This is a genomic window from Clostridium tagluense (assembly GCF_003865095.1).
Classification (GTDB): domain Bacteria; phylum Bacillota; class Clostridia; order Clostridiales; family Clostridiaceae; genus Clostridium_AD; species Clostridium_AD tagluense.
Map to the genome: position 1 here is coordinate 24125 of NZ_BHYK01000003.1, position 20906 is coordinate 45030.

Genomic DNA, 20906 nt, shown 5'->3' on the forward strand with positions numbered 1-20906 from the left:
CTCACGAGTGAGATTTGGTTTTGTCTATTAAAAGTCGTCTAATAATTGCAAAGTTATCAAATATCCTTCCTCCAAATACAATAACTGCAGCCAGGTAAATTGGAATTCCCAATTTATCACCTAGATAAACCATAGCTACAGCTAATGCTGAATTCCCGAAAAATCCTGACACAAAAATATCGGCTCTGAAATTATGTGAAATCGACCCTCTTAGCGCCCCAAAAACAGAATCTAAACATGCAAAAATTGCTACAGAAATGTATGGAGAAAATTTAATTGGAATATCGACATTCCACACAATTCCTAATATAATACCTATTAACAAACCTACAAAAGCAACCATTTCATCACCTCTACTTCTTTTCTATTGGTTTAGCAAAATCAAATTTATATGCTTTATTATATTTGAGAATCACAACCTTGCTTGATTTTTCCATTGTTATATCGCAGGTCTGACTAAGACTTAGTGGAATTGCTCCTGCAAAACTTATAACACCTTCTAAAATGTCCTTTTTCCCAATTGCTTTAATAATAATTCTATTATTATAAGAAATTCTTTCATCATTTATAATAATTGCATTCCCTGCATTTCTTATCCCACTACGAGAAGTAAGTCTAATATCATTAATGGAAATCGCTTCAGCACCTGCAGCATTTAATTCATTTACTATATGAACTAAATCCGCATCATTTATAAGCTGAGCTTCAGGGTTACTACCAAAAACATCACTTTTAGGAGTTATATATATTAGCATGCCCTCTCCTTCTACTTCGGTTCCTCCAGTAAGTATCCTTGTCTCTTCCAGCTCTTTGTACAATAGTCCACTTTGCTCATCTCTTCCCTTAGCAGCATTTTCATATTCCTTTGTTTTGGTATCTAATTCATCAATTTTTTTCTGCATGGCTTCTTTACTCTTTTTTAATTGCTCATTTTCAGTTATAATTTCTGGTGTGTTCTTATTAGTATCTGCTGTTAAATTTTGTTTGCTTATCATTTTAAATTGGTAAGTTATCATAAACCCTAGTAATATACATATTACGCCAATAGACATTTGGGATTTAAACTTCTTCATTGACTTCCTCCTTGCTACTCTCTGGGGAGATAATTATTATTTTCTACTACTTGCTCCTAAAAATAACTGGATTACCGGCAAAACTAACATCCACATATCCCTTGGCACTCTTATATTCAGGCTCTGAAATAATGTTTATCGCCTTATTAAATTTGTTTTTCAAATCATCTGATGTTCCAAATTTAATGCACATCTCTCCAGAAAAAGCCTTTACATCTAAAACATTGCTTACATCTACCATAGTTATTTTAATGGCACTATTGGTTTTCCTATAGGTAGTAATGATATTTGTTATTTGATTTGCAATATTGATTTTTCTATCATCTTCCGATACAATTAAATCTCCGATTTCGCATTTTTCGTAATTAAATCCAACTAAATTAACTAAGTTCTTATCTTTAATATCGGATCTTTTTTCAAGCAGAATGCCTTTGTTATCTAAAATGTAATAAGCGTTGTTTACTTTTCCATAAAATACAGCTATTCTTTCCTCTACTTTTATTGTAATCTTGTTTGGAAGAACTTTTTTAAAGGTTACGCCTAATATATAAGGATTTTTAGTAATTCTTTTTTTACTCTCTTTAAAACTTGCATAAAAAATATTACTTCCGGGCTTAATTTGAGCAGCCTCGGTAATTTCAACTTTAGAAGCATTTGAATTTCCTAGGATTTCAATAGTTTTAATATTAAAATAAGGTAATTTAAAACATAATGTAATTAATATACATACCATAATTATTGATAACCACACTAAACGTTTTACTCTTTTTTTATGCTTTCTTTTAAATAATAATTTTTCTTTATTTTTTATAATATAATTCCCATTTTTAAGATTATCACTTTTCTTGTTCATTCACTTCCTCACATTCAATAATACATATTTTTTTATAGATTTGCACTTTTAAAGTGTAAACTTATAGACAGTAGATTACATCTGTGTTTAATTTATATTAATCAACTTTATAACTCACTCATCTATATATAATACCACTTAATTTAATTATTTTCATCTCAATTTGAATGTATTTTATAGTATTTTTAAAAAATTAATATTTTATATTAGGAAGCAGTATAAAAGGCATGCATTTGTGCATGCCTTACCTTTTAATTTTTGCTTGTACTTTGCCTTGACACATTTAAAAGTATTCCCATGGCAATCATATTGAAAAGAAGGGATGAACCACCATAACTTATAAAAGGCAGTGGCACACCCGTAACCGGCATTGACCCAGTAACCACTGCTATATTAATAATTGCTTGAATAGCTATAACAGATGTAATTCCAATAGCTAAAATGGTACCGTACATATCTTTAGCCGTAACTGCTATTTTAATACCACGCCATACAAGTATTACAAATAATAAAATTATAAAAGCGCATCCGATTAGACCTAATTCTTCACCAATTATTGGAAAAATAAAATCCGTCCAGGGTTCCGGTATATACAAGCACTTTTGTCTTGATTGTCCAATCCCCGCACCGGTTACTCCACCTGATCCAAGTGCGAGCAGTGATTGAACTAGTTGGTATCCCTCACCTTGACTATCAGCAAAAGGATCTCTAAAATTCATAAGTCTTTTCAATCTATAATCTGCAGTAATTGCTAAAACACCAACTGCAGCTACTAAGGAGGAACCTATAGCAAAAATGTGTACAAATCTTGCCCCTACCGCAAATAAAATAATTACAGTAACAATCATTATAACAGATGCAATACTTAAATTAGGCTCTAGCAAAATTATAGCTGCATAAAATCCCGAAACTAATAGGTATGGAACTATACCTTTAGTGAACTCTTTAACTTTTTCGCCTTTCATGTCTAAGCTTTTAGCCATATATAATACTATAGCATATTTTGCAATTTCCGATGGTTGAAGACCTGCAAATCCTAATGGAATCCATCTCCTAGCACCGTTAACGGGTGGACATGCAAGTACAACAATCAATAGTACTAATGTAATTATCATAATGATCCCAGTATATTTTTTTATAATATGATAATCAGTTTTAACTGCTGTAACCATAAAAACAAAGCCAATAATCGCCCACATTAATTGCTTTTTCAGATAATATTCTGGATCATTTAATTTGAAAGCCGCTGAATATGAGCTGGCACTATACACCATTACTACTCCTATAGCCACAAGAAGCATTATGGTAGCAAATAACACAAAATCTATTTGTCCCATTTTAACCTTGGATTTTTTCATAATATATCCTCCTTAAATCATCTCCTAGGAGCTGAAATTAACGACTTCAGAAGGATATTTATACTCCCACTGAAGTTTTATTTTTGTTGTAGTATGCGACCCCACTTATAGAAGTGGGAGACTTTCCTTCTGAAATGTCGTTAAACTCTAATAGGTAAAGGATAGAAATCCAACTATACATAAAATTACTGTTACAATGGAGAATACTGCAACAATTTTAGTTTCCTGCCATCCACTTAATTCAAAGTGATGATGAATTGGAGACATCTTAAACACTCTCTTACCTGTAGATTTAAATACTAAAACTTGAATAATAACTGAGAGAGCTTCTAGAACATATACGCCACCTACAATAGCAACGAGTAGTGGCAATTTTAGTATCATGCCCACTGCAGCTACTGCACCACCAAGTGCCAGAGATCCCATATCTCCCATAAAAATTTGTGCTTTATAAGAATTGAATTTTAAAAATCCTAATAATGCACCTGCAAGGGCAGCGCAAAATATTGCAAGAGTAGAATGAAACATCATATTACTAACTAATGCAAAAAATGTCATAACTACTATTGTAACTGAAGTAGAAAGGCCATCTAATCCATCTGTTAAATTAACTGCATTTGTAGTTGCTGCAAAATAAAAAATAATAAACGGCACATAGCCATAACCCAAATCTACACTTTTATTTGAAAAAGGTATCATTATATCTGTTCCTATTTTAATTGAAGAGTAATATCCAACCACGCCTCCCACTATAAGTAAAAGTAGCATCTTTTGTCTTGATGTAAGTCCTTCATTTTTTTTATGTTTTATTTTTAAAACATCATCAATAAGTCCAATTAATCCAAAAGCTATAAAACAATATAATGCAATCATAGCTTCATCGCTAGTATGTCTAACAATGATTAACATTGTAATTATTGTTGAAATCATAAATATAATACCACCCATAGTAGGTGTGCCTGCTTTTTTAAGATGACTTTTAGGTCCTTCTTCCCTTATATTTTGACCAAACTTAAGTTTATGTAACATTGGAATTAATAGTGGACCTTGTACTATTGATAGAAAAAATGCAATTAGAACTGCATAAATAATTAAACTCATTTTCCAGTCACCTCTTTGGCATTTATATGCTCTAACGCATTAATATTCACAGGCGAATTAATATTCGCACGTGAATTAAGATTCACGAGTTCACGAGCTATACTCTCAAACTTCATATATCTTGAAGCTTTAACTAAAACAACATCATTTGGAGCGATAATTCCTTTTAGAAAAGAAATTACCTCATCATAAGTTTCAAAACACCTATATTTATTTATATCATTAAATCCTTGTTTATATGCCTCATTAAATTCGCCTAGGGTAATTAATAAATCAATATTTTTAACTTTTGCATACTCTCCAACTTGTTTATGTGCATCAAAGGCATTATCCCCAAGTTCTCTCATAGTACCTAGTATGGCAATTTTAGACTTTCCACTAACGTTACAAAGTACATCCATTGCAGCTAGCATTGAATCCGGACTAGCATTATAACAGTCGTTAATTATAGTGAATTTTTCACCCTTTGTTATATCTAGACGCATAGAGGTAGCTTCTAAATTTTTAAAGCCACTGGCAATTTCATCATAGCTCATGCAAAGCACCCTTCCGCAAGCTACTGCTAGCAAGGAATTTAGCACGTTATGTCTTCCAGGTACATTAACCTCAATTGTATCTTTTGCTAAAATCCCAGCCTCTTTTACTGCAAATGTTATTTTGTGCTCAAAAATATTCAAATCACAGGCTTTAAAATCTGCCCTAGAATCAATTCCGGTTTTTATAGTTTTATAGTTTGATGAATCTACGTCTTCTAATAAATCATTATCTGAATTTACAATTAAAACACTATCCTCTGTAAAAAAATCTGTTATCTCCATTTTAGCCTTTAAAATATTTTCTCTTGTTTTAAGATTTTCAAGATGAGACATTCCAATATTAGTAATAATACCAATATTAGGTTTTGAAGTCTCACATAGGTTATGAATCTCTCCAAAATCACTCATGCCCATTTCTAGCACTGCAATATCATAACTTTTATCTAACTTAAATATCATCATAGGTAATCCTATTTCGTTATTAAAATTGCCCAGGGTTTTAAAAACTTTGAATTTTTGGGACAGCACCGCTGCAACCAAATCCTTTGTAGATGTTTTGCCTGTAGAACCTGTAATTCCTACTACTTGTAAATTTAACTTACTCAAATAAAATTTTGCAAGATCTCTTAATGCTTTTTTTGTATCTCCTACTTTAATTATGGTAGTTTTACCATTAATCTCAGCCTTTTCAAATTTCATTTCATCAATTATGCAAATTGAAGCTCCTTTTTTACTAGCCTCGCAGGTAAAATCATTAGCATTAAAATTTTCACCTTTTAACGCTATAAAAATATCCTTGTCTTTTATGGCTCTTGTATCCATGCAAACATTGTTATATAAGGTACTTTCGCCTTTAACTAATATTTCCCCACGTGTTGCGCAAATTATCTCGTCTAGTGTAATATACTCCATCTAAAAACTCTCCTTTATTATATCTAAAACAATTTCTCTCTCATCAAAATGTATAGTTTTATCTTTCAAAACCTGATAGTCCTCATGGCCCTTTCCTGCAATAACAATTACATCATCTTTCATTGCAATTTCAATTGCTCTTTTTATAGCCATAGTTCTATCTACTATAATTTCAAAATTATCTTTTTCAATGCCGGATGCTATATCATTAATTATTTGCACCGGGTCTTCAGTTCTTGGATTATCAGAAGTTATTATTGAAATATCACAAAGCTGCGTCCCGATTTTTCCCATTATAGTTCTTTTGGTTTTATCTCTATCTCCACCGCAACCAAAAACACATATAAGTCTACCTTTTGTAAATTCTCTTACGGTTTTTAGTATGTTTTCTAATGCATCAGGTGTATGTGCATAATCTAAAATTATTTCAAATCCCAAGTTGTGTGTACTTTTAACAAGTTCACAACGCCCAAGCACTTGTACTTTTTTTAGCCCTAGTTTAATTGCAGATATATCTATTCCCTCATTTAAACAAACTCCAATGCATCCAAGGGCATTATGTATATTATAATTCCCAGGTATATTTAATTGTATTTCAAAAGAGCTGTCTTTATAGTGCACAGTGAAACTGCTTCCCCTTGAGTTCATTTTTATATTACTAGCCCTAATATCTGCACTAGAATTTAATCCATAACTCAATTTACTACTTTTAATTAAATTATAAGCTTTGTCTCCATAAGAATCATCAATATTAATTATAGAGTTTTTACTATATTTAAATAATGTTAGTTTCGCATTGAAATAGTTTTCAAAGGTTTTATGAAAATCTAAATGATCTTGCGTTAAATTTGTGAAAATGCTTTCACAAAACTCTATTCCATATACCCTATCTAAAGTCAAAGAATGAGAAGACACCTCCATAACACAATAATCCACACGTGACTCCACCATTTTTTTGAAAAGCTCATGTAACTCTAGTGATTCTGGAGTAGTTCTCTCAGTATGAATTTTGTCGGCTCCAATAAAATTTGCTATAGTTCCAATAAGTCCAACCTTATACCCTTGCTCCTCTAAAATAGCTTTAATCATAAATGCTGAAGTTGTTTTTCCATTAGTACCTGTGATTCCTATCATTTTCATCTTACTACTAGGTTTCTCATAGTAATTCGATGCACTTAGGGCTAATGCCTTTCTACTATCTCCTACTTTAATTACACTGCAATTTGATTGCTTTTCTATATTCTTCTCACATACAATAGCAACCGCTCCATTGTTAATTGCATTTTGTATATATTCATGTCCATCAACTTTATACCCTTGTATACAGAAAAATAAATCTCCACTTTTGATTTTTCTTGAATCATATTGAATTTTGTTTATATCTATATCCATATTCCCACTAATTAAATCCAAATTAATATTCTCCATAATTTTTTCAAGTTTCATATTACCACCACTCCCTTAAATATGTTGTTACACATATAGCATGCCTACAAAAAATACTTTTGTTATTATTACTAACCTTTTTTTGAAAATAGTATACATCTAAAGTATATTTCATAAAAAAAATTACTATAACTCGCAACATGGCAATCAGTCAATTTAGAAATTCTGAGTGCCACCTTTTTTTATCATCTTTATGTTACACGAAAATAAATAACAAGTCAAAGTTCTCCATACTGACTTGTTATTTATTTTCTTGCTTTTTATATATATTATACAGCATACTTAGCTAGTCAGCCATAAGATCTAAATGTACTGTAATGGTAGTTCCCTTTTTCACTTCAGAGCCCTCCATGCTTTGTTCTGATACTATTCCATCTCCAATAAATTCAACTTTCAGCCCAAGACTATTTAACATTTCACTAGCTTTTTCTGGGCTATTCCCTTTGATATTTGGAACTATTACTGTATTACTATACTGTAATTTTGTATCCGTGTGTAGAATGATTTCAGTTCCTTCTTTAACTGTATATCCAGGTTTTGGAGTCATATCTGTTATAACTTCTCCCTCTGCTCCTAATTTTAGCTTTAAACTATTTTCTTTTAATATTTTCTCGGCCTCTGCTTTTTTAAGACCTCTTACCTCAGGCACAATAATATCCCTAAGTAAACTTTTTGAAGTTTCCTCAATAGAAGCATCTGATTTTAATGATAAGTAATTAAATATATCATTAAAAGCTTGTTTCGCAACTACTGTTGCAATCTGACCACCATAATAGTTGGATGGATCCGGTTCATCAATTGAAACCAACAGTGTTACTTGTGGATCACTGGCAGGTGCCATTCCAGCAAAGGAGGCAACATATTTCCCTGGTGCATAACCTACCCCTGTGGAATTTATCTTTTGAGCAGTTCCTGTCTTACCAGCAATATGGTATCCTGCAATATATGCCTTCTTACCACCACCATTTTCTATAACCTGTTCTAGGTAACTGCGTAGTTGCTTTGCCACTGCCTCATCTATTATTTTTCTTTCATTAAAATTAGAATATGCTTGTATAATTTTTTTATTCTTTAAATCATCATAAGCTGCTATCTCTTTCATAACATGAGGAGTTATAAGTTTCCCCCCATTTGCAATAGCATTAAAGGCTGTTAAATACTGGACACAAGATAGTGTATTACCTTGACCAAAGGATGTTACTGCTACGTCAAGAGGGGTCATATCTTTAGTTTTTCTAATTATTCCTAGCGCTTCTCCATTTAAATCAATAGCAGTTTTTTTGCCAAATCCAAACAAGTAAATATACTTATTTAGTTTTTCTGGCCCCAGTCGTTTGCCTAGTTCCATAAACCCAACATTGCAAGAGTTTTTTAAAATATCTACAAAACTTTGAGACCCATGTCCTGTGGTTTTCCAACACTTTACCACTTTACCGTTAACTACATTACTACCATTGCATACAAATCTATCAGTATCATTAACTACCTTCTCCTCCATGGCCGCTGTAGCTGTAACTACTTTAAAAATAGATCCTGGCTCAAATGTATCACTTACTGCTCTATTTCTCCAAGCCTTTTGATTTTCATCAAAACTTTTAGTAAGATCCCAAGGGTCATTTGGATTATAGTCTGGTTTATTGACCATGCCTAATATTTCTCCATTTTTAGGATTCATTGCAATTATAGTAACAGCATTTGCCTTATTATCAACCATAGCCTGCGTCGCTGCTTTTTCACAAAAATATTGAATCATCTCATCAATAGTAAGAACTACATCTTTACCATTTACTGGTTTTGTATAATCTGATATTTTATAGGGCAAATTCTCACTTTTTTGATCAGTTTCAGAAAGATTTATCCCAGGTATGCCAGATAGATATTTATCGTAATACAGTTCAACACCTGTTAATCCATTACCATCAGAGTTAGTATGTCCTAGAACGTTTGCTAAGAAATTATTATTGGGATAGTATCTTTTTGTATCTCCAGTAATTACAATTCCTCGGAGCTTCTTACTGGCCGAAAAATCAACAATTTTATCGGCTATATCCTTATCTATCCTTCTCTTCAAAATAGCTGATCCAACAGATTTCCCCTTTGAATTTTTCCGAGTTAAAGTAGATAAAACATCCTTAGATTCCATTCCAAGTATTTTAGCTAGTTCTGGTGCAATACCCTCCATAGTTAATTTGTTTTTCTTTGTAGTAGTTCTTAATGAATTAAGATCTAAGTCTACTCTAAAAACATTTGCACTTATAGCTAATTCATTTTCATTTCTGTCTAAAATTCGTCCTCGTTGTGGTGCAATACGAACGTCACTTGTCCACTGTAATATGGCTCTTTCTTTGTAATCCTTTCCCTTAACTATCATTACGTAGCTTAACCTACTAACTAATAGCAAAAACAAAAGAAAAAGTATGAAAAAGACAACCAACATTCTACGTTTAACTAATACCTTGTCCCTATACTCTCCTTTTGGCAATGTGGTTCCTCCTTACTAATATCTGCGAAATACTAATATCTGTGAAAATAATAATTGCTGCCCTAAAATATGAAATTTTTTATTTTATTTACTATTTCGTTACTTACTTTAACTTCTGATTTTTTCTCTTCTACTAAATTGTTTTTGCTCAAATTGCAGTATTGTACATCGCTAATTCGTGGTTTCGCCATATGAAGTTTCTCTGTAGCTGTTTTCTCAATATAACTTATATTCCTAAACTTAATTAGTTGTAGCTTATAAGCATCGTTTTCTCTACTTAATGTTTCTATTTGAGATTTGGCTTTAGAGGTTGTATCTTGATAATTATAAATCATACAATACCTAGCAATAATAACAACTCCGATAACAAAACCTAAAAGAATATTTGTAAGAATATTTTTTTTATTTTTTATATCCTTTAGTCTTTTACTTTGGTTTGTCTGTTGCCTTGATTTTTCTAAATCCTCATACTTCTTTTTTCGTGTCTCCTCATATTTTCGTTTTCCAGTCTCATGGTCTGGTGATAATACAGTATTCCCATCCATTCTAAACTTGTTTTTTTCTACTATCACTTTATTCACCCCATCTCTAAATTAGAACTAATTTTTTTGGGCCACTCTTAATTTTGCACTTCTGCTTCTTTTGTTAATTTCTAATTCTTCCTCAGTTGCAACTATAGGTTTTCTACTTATAAGTTTTACAATTGGTGTTTTACCACACACACACATAGGTAACTCTTTTGGGCACTTACAAGGGTCATGTAAGTCTTTAAATTCATTTTTAATAATTCTATCTTCAAGTGATTGGAATGTAATAATTGCCATTCTTCCACCGTGATTTAGCCTCTGTACTCCATCTTGCACTGCCTTACTTAATATTTTTAGTTCCCCATTAACTTCAATTCTTATGCCCTGAAATGTTCTCTTAGCCGGATGTCCACCTTCTCTCTTATACTTGGCTGGAATAGCTGCATCTATAACATTCACTAGTTCCAAAGTAGTCTCAATAGGTTTTTCGACTCTTCTATCTATTATAAAATTAGCTATTCTTTTTGAAAATTTCTCTTCTCCATAATTTCTTAAAACCTCTCCTATTTCTTCCTCGCTATAATTATTCACCACATCATAGGCAGATATTCCTTTGCTTCTATCCATTCTCATATCAAGCCTCGCATCTTTCATGTAGCTAAATCCACGTTCTGCACTATCTAATTGAAAAGAAGACACCCCTAAATCCATGAGAATACCATCCACTTTTTCTATTTCCAGTTTTTGAAGTATTTCTTCAATATTGTAAAAATTATTATGCACATATGTAACATTATTATATTCTTTAAGGTTTTCCGCAGCGGCCCTTAACGCATCCTCATCTTGATCAATTCCAATTAATCTTCCCTGGGGCGATAATCTCTTTAAAATTTCTATGGAATGCCCCCCGCCACCTAATGTACAATCAACATAAATTCCATCCTCTTTAATATCTAGTGCATCGAGGCACTCATTTAATAAAACTGGCAAATGCTTAAATTCCATAATTTATCTCCTTTTTTATACCTATTTTAATTTATATTCCGAGTTCCATCATTTTTTCTGCTATCTCATCAAAATTCATATCTGAGTCATTATATTCATCCCACTTATTTTTAGCCCATATTTCTATTCTAGTTGATACTCCTATGCTTACTATTTCCTTTTGCAAGCCAGCGTATTCACATAAATTTTGTGGTATTAAAGCTCTTCCTTGCTTATCTATTGTTATTTCATTAGCACCCGAGAAAAAAAATCTCACAAAAGCTCTTGCATCCTTGCTAGTTAATGGGAGTTTCTTTAATTTTTCTTCCATTATCGTCCATTCTGGCAATGTATAAATGTATAAACAACCATCTAGACCCTTGGTTAAAATGAATTCATTTCCTAATCCCTCTCTAAATTTAGTGGGAATAATTATTCTGTTTTTAGCATCAATGGCATGTTGATATTCACCAATAAACATTTTATTCCCCCAGCTTATAAATTTAATCCACTTTAACCCACTTTAATCCATTCTAAACCACTTTTTATTATTATTCTATAGAAAAGCGAAAATTCCTTCTTATTTTAAAGAGTTATTATCAATTTTTAATATTAATTAAAGTTATTTGTTATTTTAATAGGATATATTTACTAAAAATACAATATTAATCTCCTATAGGTTTTAGTTGAAAACCTACACCTGGATTTACTTTCTTGATATGCAAACAAATCTAGAGTATAATTAACAAGGTGTTAATAATTTAAAAGTAAGAAAGGAATGTACATATATATGAAGCTAGGAATTGTAGGTTTACCAAATGTAGGGAAGAGCACATTATTTAATGCAATAACAAAAGCAGGAGCAGAATCTGCTAATTACCCATTTTGTACTATAGAACCAAATGTAGGAGTTGTTAGTGTTCGTGACAAAAGACTAGATGTGCTAAAAGCTCTTTATAATAGTAAGAAGGTAATTCATACCGCAATTGAATTTTATGATATAGCAGGTCTTGTAAAAGGAGCCAGCAAAGGAGAAGGTCTAGGTAATAAGTTTTTATCTCACATCAGAGAAGTAGAATCTATAGTTCATGTGGTAAGATGCTTTAAAGATGACAATATCATTCACGTAGATGGAAGCGTTGACCCGCTACGTGATATAGATACTATTAATTTAGAACTTATTTTTTCTGATCTTGACGTACTGGAACGAAGAATGGAAAAGTCAGTAAAACTAGTTCGTTCTGGTGACAAAACAGCAAAAACAGAATATGATCTTATGGAAAGAGTGAAAAACCACCTTGAAGCAAACCTTCCAGTAAGAACACTTACATTTACTGAGGAAGAATCTATTTTTGTAAACAGCCTTTTCCTAATTACTTCAAAACCAGTATTATATGCAGCAAATATTAGTGAGGATGATTTAGTGTCCGGTAATCTAGATAATGATATGGTTAAAAAAGTTAAAGAATTTGCTAGTAATGAGAATTCAGAAGTAATTATAGTTTGCGCAAGGCTTGAAGAAGAACTTTCCACTCTAGAGGATGATGAAAAAATAGAACTTCTAAATGAATATGGTCTTGATGAATCAGGACTAGATAAGCTTATTCACGCAAGTTATAAGTTACTCGGGTTAATGAGCTATCTAACTGCAGGTCCTCAAGAAATAAGAGCATGGACTATAAACAATGGAACTAAAGCCCCTGCGGCAGCCGGAAAAATCCATTCAGATATTGAAAGAGGATTTATAAGAGCAGAAATAGTTTCCTTTGACAAATTAGTTGAATGTGGCTCTGAAGCCGCAGCTAAGGAAAAAGGACTATTTAGACTTGAAGGAAAAGAATATATTATGCAAGATGGCGATGTAGTTAATTTTAGATTTAACGTATAAAAAAACAGGACTTGTATATTTAAAATATATCAGTCCTGTTTTTTTAATAGCATTAAATCATCATCTTTTGCTATTATATTTTTTTAACTCTTTGTTTATAGCTGTCATTATGCCTTGGACGTCCGTATCAGAAGTTCCCATTAGAACCTCCATAGCATCTTCTATAGAGGTCATAGTATATATGTGAAAGTTTCCATTCTTAATTTCTCTCTCAACTTCTGCACTTAAAACCAAATCATCTGCATTAGACATTGGTATCATTACACCTTTGCCCACTATTGTATCTATTGCCTTGCAAACTCCAAAAAAACCCTCTATTTTATCGTTTACTCCACCTATAGGTTGAACATCTCCAAATTGATTTACAGAGCCTGTGACTGCAATATTTTGTTTTACAGGTATCTTACTTAGGGCTGATAGCATACATACTATTTCTGCTACAGACGCACTATCTCCATCCACTTTCCCGTAAATTTGTTCAAAACTTAGGTGAAAGTCCACTGGTAGTTTAGTGAGTCCCCCATTAATAGCACTTATATATCCCTTTAGAATATTAATGGATTTACTATGGATATTTCCACTTAGATTACTATCCTTTTGAACGTCTACAATATTTCCTTCTCCTTTATAGCAACGGCATGTAATCTTTATTGGCTTACCAAAACTCAAATATCCAGTATCAATTACCGATAATCCATTCACTTGTCCGACTCTACTATTTTTAACGTCAATGAGCATTTTCTTTTCAGTATAATTATTTAAAATCTCCTTTTCCATAATGTCTTGCCTGTATGCTATGTGGATTATATCTTCTGCACTAATTTCTTGCCTATTTTCTTCGCACACCCTATTGTTTGATAATGTTATTAACTTACTTATTTCATATTTATCATAGTATATTTTTTTCCTACTCTGAGCCTTTCGAGATAAAACCTTTGCCACTTCTCTTACAGCTCCACCCGTAAGAATTTTAAAATTATTTTCACTACAAATATTATTTATTTCAAATACTAAAGAGCTCTTTAAATTATTATCTATATCCTGAAGCGGACTACATTCTGCTTTTATAGTGAAAATTTTTCTAAAGTCTTCATCATAATTATAAAGTAAATCGTAAGTTTCATAATCCCCAATAAGAATTACCTTTTCTTTAATTGGTATGGGCTCTGGTTTTATTGTACTTAATGAAACCATGTCATAATAACTTCTGTTGCACGTCACATCTACTTTCTCTGCTTGCAATGACTTTTTTAAATAATAGTAAGCTGAAGGATTACTTAACAATGTGTTTGCTCTAATCACCAAACACCCTTCATTTGCTTTTAACATACTACCACTTTTTATAAGTTCTATATTCGTAGAATAAGCCCCATTATGATTTTCATATTCTATATTTCCAAGTAAGTTTGTTAAATTAGGATCTTGTTCAAATATTACTGGTGGAACGCCCTTCTTACTATTATCTACCATTACATTTACAGCATATTTAAATATAATTTCATTTATTTTTTCCTCATCCTCATCAAAGCTTAGTGAATAATTATCTATAAGTTTTTTTTCAATGTTATTTTCTACCATATGAAAATAATTTTGAACAACTTCATCTTCAATGAATCTATTTTCATATTCTTGTTTTAAATCACTCATTTCATTTTTATAATATGCTTCCATTATTTGTTTTAATTTATCTATATCCCTTGCTTCAATATCTTTTAACTCCTCTAATGTTTCCCTAGCTTTATCTTTTAAAATGCGCACGGTCTCTAAAATTCCTTCTTTTTTTTCACTATCTAATATATCATATTCATTTTCAGTCATTTCTTTCCCGCTACTTAAAGGAATGAATGTAAATCCATTATTAGCAGATTTTATATCAAAGCCTTTATCTTTAGCTGCATCTATTAGTTTAGAAATTAGTTCATTTCTTTTCTTTTGAATATTTTCCTGAATTTCTTCCTTTTCTTTATCTGTAGAATTGTTATAAAACTTAAAGGTGCGCTCTAAATACTCATTCTGTAGATCCTCAAGAGTGTCTTTTAGCCTATTAGCACCCCCATTACTTACAGAAATCACTTTAGGAAATTTTTCATCTTCATATAATACATAACAAATATCTTTTGGTTTTGGCTTATTTTCGAAAATTTTATTTACATATTTCATAATATCTTTAAGAGCCTCTTTTGAAAAATCGTCTATTAAATAAACATTAAAGCCCTCTTTATCTATACTCAGAGCAGTTTTAATATTTTCTATTACATCAAAATACTGTGGCAATGAATCTAAGGGTTCGCCTGCGTTCATATCTTCAATATCAAATTCATAAATAATGTCCTTTGGAGTTAATTCCCTGTTCATATTCCTCCTCCTTTCAATCCTTTATTATATTAATATTCTTAATTTACTAATTTAGGAACAAATATTATCATTAAGAGATAATAATATTTTTTACAATTATGCATATAGATTTTTTTTCAAGGAAATTTGAATCATGAAATTAAAAATAGACTTTTATTAATACTTGAGTTAAATTACAACATAAGATATAATAAGTTATTGACTTTTTATATTTTTTATAATTTCTATTGTAAAGGAGTAATACTGATGGGATTTAAAGACAAATTGACTAATAGCTATACACAGGCTTATTTAAAAAGATATGGTGACAGACTTACTCAAGCTCAAGGTAGAGTTCTATCTGTCAAAGTAGAGGAAAAAAATTACTTTAAAATATTTTATAAATTAATTGTAACCATCTTAGTAAAGGCAGACGGAAGTAAATCTATTGCTAAGTGCGTATTTAAGAAAAAACGTTGGTTTAAAAAAATCAACTTTATTTCTGTGCTTCAAGGACATTCTGTTATAATTCAAGGAATGAAGGGTAAAAAAGGAAAAGAGCACAGAGAGCAGATTCAAATTGTAAATATTAGAAATATGACCACTAAGAAGGATTTAGTTCCAACAAAAGGGAATACCCCTGCTCCAAAAGTTCAAAGGGCAAGACCGGATAAACGTCTTAAATAAAGTTAAAAAAGTATATATTACTACTAATGCGTAATATATACTTTTTTTTATGCGTAAAAACATTTAATGATTGTGAATTAAATATAAGTACAAGCTATTTATAAAAGAAATAATACCAGAGAAAAATAGGATAATTAACCATTGACCAAGCTGGAGTGGTATTGTATGAAATACCCTTTGAAGTGCTGGTACGTAAACTATGCTAAGTAGCATAAGTACGGATATTCCTACAGCACCTATCAGGTACAAATTAGTAAATGGATTGATTTCAAATAAAGATAGCTTTTCTGACCTACATTCAAACACATGTATAAGTTGCGATAAAACTAGAGTTCCAAGAGCCAGTGTTCTACATGCCTCAAGGCTCATACCATAATATTTACCACAAATAAAAGATAATATTGTACATACACCAATGAGACATCCCCGAATTACAATCTTTTCTGTAAGTCCTCTTGAAAATACACTTTCATTCTTTTCTCTTGGCTTTTCAAACATAATATCACCGTCAGCAGGATCAACTCCAAGAGCAATAGCAGGAAGTCCATCTGTAACTAAATTTACAAATAAAATTTGTATTGGAAGCAGTGGATTTTCTAAATAGAATAGAGAAGCCAAAAACATAGTAAGTACTTCCCCTAAATTACAGGACAATAAATACCTAATAAATTTTCTTATATTATTATATATTACACGCCCCTCTTCTACTGCTGCAACAATGGTTGCAAAATTATCATCTAAAAGAATCATTGAGGCTGCCTCTTTAGTTACATCTGTTCCAGATATACCCATAGCTATGCCAATATCTGCTTCTTTTATGGCTGGGGCATCATTTACACCATCTCCGGTCATGGCAACAATTCCGTTACTTAATTTAAATGCTTTTACAATTCTTAACTTATGTTTTGGGCTTACTCTTGCGAATATCTTATAATTATTTATATTTTTTTCTAATTGCTTATCGTTTAATAGGTCAAGTTCATCTCCAGTTATAACCTCACTAGGCTCACTACAAATATCTAACTCTTTACCAATAGCATAAGCTGTATTTTTGTGGTCTCCTGTTATCATTACAGGTTTTATACCTGCAACCTTGCATTTTAAAACTGCCTCCTTTACTTCAGTCCGAGGAGGATCAATTATACCTACAACACCTATAAAAATTAAATTAGACTCTAGATTATCATTTTTCACAATGCCCGCCACCTTATAGGCAGATGCAATGCATCTTAGTGCCTTATAAGACATAGAATCTATAGCCCTGAGTAGTGCATTTTTATAGCTTGGAAGCATTGGCTGCACATTTCCATCTATCAATATATAATTGCATTTTTCTACAACTCTTTCTGGAGCACCCTTTACGTAGCAAACTTCTCTATCACCTTCTTTTACAATGACAGACATAATTTTTCTTGTTGAGTTAAAAGGTATTTCATATACACGTCTGGATTTTTTTAAAAATTCTTGTAACTCCTTGGAACTTCCAAAAAAACCTTTAATTAATGCGGTCTCAGTAGGATCACCAAAGAGGCACTTTTCTAGATTTTTTCCATTGAAATCATAATTACAATCATTACAGTATGTATATGCACTTTTCATAATTATATTTAATGGAATTTTATCTGTATCAACATTGTAAATCTGACCATTAAAATACAATGCTTTTACTGTCATATTATTTTCAGTTAGAGTTCCTGTTTTATCTGTGCATATTACAGAAGTACAACCTAGTGTTTCAACCGCTGGCAGTTTTCTAACTAGTGCTTTCCTTTTAAGCATTCTAGATACTCCAAGGGCCAAAGCTACCGTAACAATAGCAGTGAGGCCCTCTGGTATTGCAGCTACTGCTAGACTTACCCCCAGTAGGAACATTGCGTACTTATCTTGCCCACGCCAAATACCCATAAATGTTACAACGACGCAAATTATTATACATAATGCAACTAATATTTTTCCAAGATGATCCAGCCTTTCTTTCAATGGAGATTTCTCATTCTCAATATTATGAAGCATATTTGCTATTTTTCCCATTTCTGTGCTCATGCCTGTTGCCACAACTTTTGCTTTAGCTTTTCCTGTAAGCATTATTGTTCCCATATAAATGTTATTATCACTAGAACTTACACTTTTGTGTACTCCTGCTGATTCCCCAGTAAGTAGTGACTCATCTAGCATTGCATTATTATCCTCAGTCAAAATACAATCCGCTGGAACTCTATCTCCACTTTCTAAAATCACTAAATCACCGGGAACTAAATATATGGCGTTTATTACTAGTATCCCTCCATTTCTAAGTACTTTAGCAGTTGGTGCCGCTAGCTGACTTAAAGCCTCAAGAGACCTCTCAGTTCTATACTCTTGAATAAAACCTAGTATTCCATTCATTATAACTATAATAAATATAGTTATTGCATCCGCTTTTTCACCCATGATTCCTGAAATCAATGTTGCAACAATTAGTATCCAAGTAATAAAATCATTGAATTGAGAAAAAAATATTGAAACAGGAGATATCTTTTTTTTATTTTCTAGTTTGTTAAATCCATATCTCTTTAATCTATTTTCCACCTCTTCTGTGCTTAGCCCCTTTGATGTGCTTATACTATCATAAACAGATCCTACTTCCTTATTTTTATCCTTTGCACTATCCTTTGACAATTGTTCGTTAATCACTTCCATGCCCCCTTATACTTCTCCCACCTACATGCCATTTACTAATTTTGTTACTTTGCTATATTACTATATATTTTATTCTTTAATAATATATGTGCTTATTTACTTACATATGAAAGGAATCTAGTATATTATTTTACATAGCCTTGGTTTTTTCTTTACAATATACAAGTTTAAATATAAAATAGTAATAACAATGATTATTAATAAAAATTTACAAATGAAATACTAGGGTATGTAACAATTTATAATTTTTACCTATCCCAGACGAAAACTAGGAGGAACATACGTGAAAAACATTATTTATGTTACTGGACATAAAAATCCAGATACTGACTCTATTTGCTCTGCTATTGCATATGCAGAGTTTAAAAATAAAACTGGAAAAATCCCTGCAGTTGCTATAAGACTGGGTGCAACAAATTTGGAAACACAATTTATACTTAATTACTTTAAAGTAGCGGAACCTGAGCTTATAACTACGGTTAAAACACAGGTTTCTGATTTAGATATAGATATTGTAGCTCCTATATCACCTGATATTTCTCTGAAAATGGCCTGGTCCATTATGAAGAAAAATAATATTAATACTCTACCTGTTATAGATGAAAATGATAGGCTAGCTGGTGTAGCTTCAATTTCAAATCTTGCCGCAAGCTATTTAGATATTTGGGACAATTCTATTCTAGCTAAAAGTAATACTACACTTGAGAATATTTTAGATACTCTAGCAGCTAAATGCTTGTTTAAATCAGAAGATACTTTTAAAATAACTGGAAAGATTATTGTAGCTGCTATGAATCCTGAAAGCACCAAAACTGTAATTGAGGCCGGTGACATTGCCATATGTGGCGACAGAGAAGATTCTCAATCTTTAATAATTAATTCTAAAGCTTGCCTTTTAATTATTACAGGAAATCATCCTCCAAAGGCTGAAGTTGTAAAACTTGCAAAGGCTAATAATTGCACAATTATATTGACCCCTTATGATACTTTTACAGCTTCTAGATTAATAACTCAAAGTATCCCTATAGATTATGTTATGACGAAAAAAAATGTTTTAAGCTTTAATACAGATGACTTTATTGAAGACATAAAGGATATTATGCTTGAAACTAGGTACAGGAGTTACCCAGTAATTGATGAAAATAATAAAGTTATTGGAAGTGTATCCAGATTTCATTTAATATCACAAAACAGAAAAAAAGTAATACTTATGGATCATAATGAAAGAAGTCAATCTGTGTCAGGCCTAGAAGATGCTGAAGTATTAGAAATAATAGACCATCATAGAATTGCAGATGTTCAAACTGGCTTTCCTATATATTTTAGAAATGAGCCCGTAGGTAGCACTTCCACCATCGTAGCCTCCATATTCTTTGAAAATGGAATCAGACCTTCAAAAAGCGCTGCTGGTCTTCTATGTGCAGCGATAATTTCTGATACACTGCTACTTAAATCTCCTACATCTACTATAGTAGATGAGCTTGTATTAAAAAGATTAGCTCAAATTGCCAATTTAAATATAGAAGAGTTTGCTAAAGAAATGTTTAAAGCTGGTACATCTCTTGAGGGTAAAACTGCTCAAGAAATTTTCTACCAAGACTTTAAGACCTTTTCTCTTAATAATTATAAAGTAGGAGTATCACAAGTTGGTACAATGTATATTGATGGCTTTGACTCATTGAAAGATGATATAATAACGCTAATGAATAAAAAATCCAAGGAAAGTAGCTATGATATTATTTTACTAATGCTAACTGACATATTAAATGGAGGTTCCGTATTAATAGCTGCAGGGGAACATAAGGACATTGTTTCAAAAGCCTTTAATGTTACTCTTACTGATAATGGTGTATATATTCCTGGTATAGTATCAAGAAAGAAACAAGTTATACCACCTATTTCTGCTGCCATAAATCAAATAAAATAAATTCAGAGTTAAGAGTGCAAGAAATTTTTTCTTGCGAAAAAATAGGAATTGAATCATGCCTAAAGATAAAAGGAAGCAATAAACGCAGTTTATTGCTTCCTTTTTAATTTTCAATTTTA

Annotated in this window: 16 protein-coding genes; 3 read left to right on the forward strand and 13 right to left on the reverse strand. The window is 31.6% G+C overall.

Going from position 1 to position 20906, the window contains the following annotated elements:
• Position 1: 1 nt before the first annotated feature.
• From Ctaglu_RS02860 to mraZ, 11 genes are all read right to left on the reverse strand, one after another.
• Positions 2 to 343, reverse strand: coding sequence for a small basic family protein (locus Ctaglu_RS02860; protein ID WP_124997891.1), 342 nt, complete (start codon positions 341 to 343; stop codon positions 2 to 4).
• 10 nt (positions 344 to 353) lie between these two features.
• Complete coding sequence (locus Ctaglu_RS02865; RefSeq protein WP_124997893.1) at positions 354 to 1073, reverse strand: DUF881 domain-containing protein; 720 nt, start codon at positions 1071 to 1073, stop codon at positions 354 to 356.
• Positions 1074 to 1119: 46 nt separating this feature from the next.
• Complete coding sequence (locus Ctaglu_RS02870; protein ID WP_124997895.1) at positions 1120 to 1926, reverse strand: cell division protein FtsQ/DivIB; 807 nt, start codon at positions 1924 to 1926, stop codon at positions 1120 to 1122.
• A gap of 251 nt (positions 1927 to 2177) precedes the next feature.
• A complete protein-coding gene (gene spoVE, locus Ctaglu_RS02875; RefSeq protein WP_124997897.1) occupies positions 2178 to 3284 on the reverse strand; it encodes a stage V sporulation protein E in 1107 nt (368 codons plus the stop codon).
• Positions 3285 to 3431: 147 nt separating this feature from the next.
• A complete protein-coding gene (gene mraY / locus Ctaglu_RS02880) occupies positions 3432 to 4385 on the reverse strand; it encodes a phospho-N-acetylmuramoyl-pentapeptide-transferase (RefSeq protein ID WP_124997899.1) in 954 nt (317 codons plus the stop codon).
• Complete coding sequence (locus tag Ctaglu_RS02885; RefSeq protein ID WP_124997901.1) at positions 4382 to 5833, reverse strand: UDP-N-acetylmuramoyl-tripeptide--D-alanyl-D-alanine ligase; 1452 nt, start codon at positions 5831 to 5833, stop codon at positions 4382 to 4384. Before Ctaglu_RS02885 ends, mraY begins: the two co-directional genes overlap by 4 nt.
• A complete protein-coding gene (locus tag Ctaglu_RS02890; RefSeq protein WP_124997903.1) occupies positions 5834 to 7279 on the reverse strand; it encodes a UDP-N-acetylmuramoyl-L-alanyl-D-glutamate--2,6-diaminopimelate ligase in 1446 nt (481 codons plus the stop codon). It lies immediately after the preceding gene.
• A gap of 286 nt (positions 7280 to 7565) precedes the next feature.
• Positions 7566 to 9761 (reverse strand): stage V sporulation protein D, encoded by a 2196-nt coding sequence (locus Ctaglu_RS02895; RefSeq protein ID WP_124997906.1) that lies wholly within the window; start codon positions 9759 to 9761, stop codon positions 7566 to 7568.
• 62 nt (positions 9762 to 9823) lie between these two features.
• Positions 9824 to 10333: a cell division protein FtsL gene (locus Ctaglu_RS02900; protein ID WP_124997908.1), complete on the reverse strand. Its 510-nt coding sequence runs from the start codon at positions 10331 to 10333 to the stop codon at positions 9824 to 9826.
• A gap of 27 nt (positions 10334 to 10360) precedes the next feature.
• Positions 10361 to 11293 carry a 16S rRNA (cytosine(1402)-N(4))-methyltransferase RsmH gene (gene rsmH / locus Ctaglu_RS02905; protein ID WP_124997910.1) on the reverse strand — a complete coding sequence of 311 codons (933 nt, stop codon included), beginning with the start codon at positions 11291 to 11293 and terminating at the stop codon, positions 10361 to 10363.
• Between the two features lie 31 nt (positions 11294 to 11324).
• A complete protein-coding gene (gene mraZ / locus Ctaglu_RS02910; protein ID WP_124997912.1) occupies positions 11325 to 11753 on the reverse strand; it encodes a division/cell wall cluster transcriptional repressor MraZ in 429 nt (142 codons plus the stop codon).
• 309 nt (positions 11754 to 12062) lie between these two features.
• Between mraZ and ychF the strand changes: the two genes are divergently transcribed.
• Entirely contained in the window at positions 12063 to 13160 is a 1098-nt protein-coding gene (gene ychF / locus Ctaglu_RS02915; protein ID WP_124997914.1) for a redox-regulated ATPase YchF, read from the forward strand.
• Positions 13161 to 13220: 60 nt separating this feature from the next.
• Here ychF and Ctaglu_RS02920 read toward each other — a convergent pair whose 3' ends face one another.
• Positions 13221 to 15515, reverse strand: coding sequence for an AAA family ATPase (locus Ctaglu_RS02920; RefSeq protein WP_124997917.1), 2295 nt, complete (start codon positions 15513 to 15515; stop codon positions 13221 to 13223).
• Between the two features lie 246 nt (positions 15516 to 15761).
• On the opposite strand from Ctaglu_RS02920, the gene Ctaglu_RS02925 reads away from it, so the two are divergent.
• Positions 15762 to 16181, forward strand: coding sequence for a hypothetical protein (locus Ctaglu_RS02925; RefSeq protein ID WP_124997919.1), 420 nt, complete (start codon positions 15762 to 15764; stop codon positions 16179 to 16181).
• Positions 16182 to 16244: 63 nt separating this feature from the next.
• Here Ctaglu_RS02925 and Ctaglu_RS02930 read toward each other — a convergent pair whose 3' ends face one another.
• On the reverse strand, positions 16245 to 18782 hold the full coding sequence (locus tag Ctaglu_RS02930; protein WP_233439679.1) for a cation-translocating P-type ATPase: 2538 nt from the start codon (positions 18780 to 18782) through the stop codon (positions 16245 to 16247).
• Positions 18783 to 19143: 361 nt separating this feature from the next.
• Here Ctaglu_RS02930 and Ctaglu_RS02935 point away from each other — a divergent pair, with 361 nt between their 5' ends.
• Positions 19144 to 20787 (forward strand): putative manganese-dependent inorganic diphosphatase, encoded by a 1644-nt coding sequence (locus Ctaglu_RS02935; RefSeq protein ID WP_124997923.1) that lies wholly within the window; start codon positions 19144 to 19146, stop codon positions 20785 to 20787.
• The last annotated feature ends 119 nt before the right edge of the window (positions 20788 to 20906 follow it).